3 protein-coding genes are annotated in these 3003 nt (G+C 62.4%); all 3 read right to left on the reverse strand.

Translation table 11 applies throughout. The features are described from left to right. Window positions 1-20: 20 nt before the first annotated feature. From folD to ACR0BZ_RS19760, 3 genes are read right to left on the reverse strand one after another with little or no spacing between them, the layout of a single operon-like run. Window positions 21-911, reverse strand: a complete 891-nt coding sequence (gene folD / locus ACR0BZ_RS19750; protein ID WP_209505538.1) for a bifunctional methylenetetrahydrofolate dehydrogenase/methenyltetrahydrofolate cyclohydrolase FolD — start codon at window positions 909-911, stop codon at window positions 21-23. A gap of 51 nt (window positions 912-962) precedes the next feature. Further along, window positions 963-1268, reverse strand: coding sequence for a chorismate mutase (locus ACR0BZ_RS19755; protein WP_480473724.1), 306 nt, complete (start codon window positions 1266-1268; stop codon window positions 963-965). A gap of 55 nt (window positions 1269-1323) precedes the next feature. Continuing rightward, entirely contained in the window at window positions 1324-3000 is a 1677-nt protein-coding gene (locus ACR0BZ_RS19760) for a formate--tetrahydrofolate ligase (RefSeq protein ID WP_480586122.1), read from the reverse strand. Between the last annotated feature and the right edge of the window lie 3 nt (window positions 3001-3003).

The raw sequence follows: 3003 nt of genomic DNA on the forward strand, positions 1-3003 counted from the left end.
CGCTCCGGCCCCCGTGTTTATCAGGCGGTCAGGCCTTCTGGTTCTGGGAGTTTGTTTGCGCGGCAGCAGGCGGTGAGGGTGTTGGCCAGCAGGCAGGCGATGGTCATGGGGCCGACGCCGCCGGGGACGGGGGTGATGGCGCCGGCGCGTTCAGCGGCGCTGGCATAGTCGACGTCGCCGACCAGCTTGGTCTTGCCATCCCGCTCGATGCGGTTGATGCCCACGTCGATCACGGTGGCGCCTTCCTTGATCCAGTCGCCAGGCACCATCTCGGGGCGGCCGACAGCGGCCACGACGATATCGGCGCGGCGGACCACATCCGGCAGATCTTTGGTGCGCGAATGCGCGATGGTCACGGTGCAGCTGTCCCCCAGCAGCAGCTGCGCCATCGGCTTGCCCACGATGTTCGAGCGACCGATGACAACTGCATCCATGCCCGACAGCGACCCGTGGTGATCGCGCAGCATCATCAGGCAGCCCAGCGGGGTGCAGGGCACCATCGATTTCTGACCGGTGCCCAAAAGGCCCACGTTCGAGATATGGAACCCGTCCACATCCTTGGCCGGATCGATCGAATTGATCACCAGATCCTCGTTCAGGTGCTTGGGCAGCGGCAACTGGACCAGAATGCCATGCACCGCCGGGTCCGTGTTCAGTTTGTCGATCAGCGCCAGCAGCTCCGCCTCCGAGGTCTCCGCATCCAGCTTGTGCTCATACGAGTTCATGCCGACCTCGACGGTCATCTTGCCCTTCGAGCGGACATAGACCTGGCTGGCCGGATCCTCGCCCACCAGAACCACGGCCAGGCCGGGGGTGATGCCGTTTTCCTCTTTCAGCTTTGCAACCTGATCGGCCACCTGCGCGCGCACTTTGGCGGCAAAGGCCTTCCCGTCGATAACCTGCGCTACCATCCTTTGGTCCCTTCTTTCAAAACCCAAACGGGCGCAGAACGCGCCCGGTCTTTACTCGGGGCCGAGCACACGTTCCTCACGTGCAATCGACCAGTCAATCAGAATGCGCCAGAGCGTTTCGGACAAATCGGGGTCCATCCCCGCCGCCTGCGAACTGGCGCGCACCTTTTGCACCACATCCTCGACCCGGTCCGGGATGCGGGCGGGCAGGCCCTCGCCCGGCTTCAGCTCAGACGCGCGGTCGATATAGCTTGCGCGCCTCACCAGCATCCCGATCAGCTGGCGGTCCAGCCTGTCGATCTGAACCCGCAGATCCCGCATCGAATGGCAGTCCTGCGGCGGTGTCAGAGTGGGCATCATCGTCTCCTCATGGCCCGGGGGTCCCGGACCACGAGATGTCTTATTCAGCGGCTTAGAACAAGCCCTCGATCTCACCTGCGTCATTGAGGCAGATGGTTTCCGCGGCCGGTTTGCGGGGCAGGCCCGGCATGGTCATGATCTCACCGCAGACAACCACGATAAAGCCCGCACCCGCGCTCAGGCGGACCTCACGCACCGGCACCGAATGGCCGGTGGGCGCGCCCCGCAAGCTCGGGTCGGTCGAGAAGCTGTACTGGGTTTTCGCCATGCAGACCGGCAGGTTGCCATACCCCGCAGCTTCCCATTCTTTCAGCTGCGTGCGGATCTTGTTGTCGGCCAGAACCTCGTCGGCGCGGTAGATGCGCTTGGCGATGGTTTCGATCTTCTCAAACAGCGGCATCTCGTCGGGGTAGATCGGCGCGAAGTTCGCAGACCCCCCTTCGACGATTTCCACAACCTTGCGGGCCAGATCGGCAGACCCTTCCGAGCCCAGTTCCCAGTGGCGCGACAGAACTGCCTCGACCCCGTGAGAGGAACAATAATCCTTCACCGCCTGAACCTCGGCATCGGTGTCGGTGACAAAGTGGTTGATGGCGACAACAACCGGCACACCGAACGACTTCACGTTCTCGATATGGCGGCCCAGGTTGGCGCAGCCCGCCTTGACCGCATCGACATTCTCGGCGCCCAGATCGGCCTTGGCGACACCGCCATTCATCTTCATCGCCCGCACGGTGGCAACCAGAACCACGGCAGAGGGCGCAATGCCCGCCTTGCGGCACTTGATGTTCATGAACTTCTCGGCACCCAGATCGGCGCCAAAGCCCGCCTCGGTCACCACATAGTCAGCCACTTTCAGCGCGGTCTTGGTGGCAATGACCGAGTTGCAGCCATGCGCGATGTTGGCGAACGGGCCGCCATGGACAAAGGCCGGGTTGTTTTCCAGCGTCTGCACCAGGTTCGGCTGCATCGCGTCTTTCAGCAGAACGGTCATCGCGCCTTCGGCCTTGATGTCGCGGCAGTAGACCGGGGTCTTGTCGCGGCGATAGGCCACGATGATGTCACCCAGACGCTTTTCCAGATCCTTCAGGTCGTTGGCCAGACACAGGATCGCCATGACCTCGGACGCCACGGTGATGTCAAAACCTGTTTCGCGCGGGAACCCGTTCGACACGCCGCCCAGGCTGGCAGTAATCTGGCGCAGGGCGCGGTCGTTCATGTCAACCACACGACGCCATGCGACCCGGCGGGTGTCGATCTCGCATTCATTGCCCCAGTAGATGTGGTTGTCGATCATCGCCGACAGCAGCGAATGGGCCGAGGTGATCGCGTGGAAATCGCCGGTGAAGTGCAGGTTCATCTCTTCCATCGGAACAACCTGCGCATAGCCGCCCCCCGCAGCGCCGCCCTTCATGCCGAAGTTCGGACCCAGCGAGGCCTCGCGGATACAGATCATCGCATTCTTGCCGATCCGGTTCAGACCGTCACCCAGACCAACGGTCGTGGTAGTCTTGCCTTCACCCGCAGGCGTCGGGTTGATCGCAGTCACCAGCACCAGCTTGCCGTCCTCACGACCCTGCACCGAGTTGATGAACTCCTGGCTCACCTTCGCCTTGTCATGCCCATACGGCAACAGATCATCACTGGATATTCCAAGCTTCGCGCCGATCTCCTGGATCGGCTTCTTATTCGCTTCACGCGCAATTTCGATGTCGGATTTATAGCTCATTGG

The organism is Ruegeria sp. P8 (assembly GCF_056534665.1).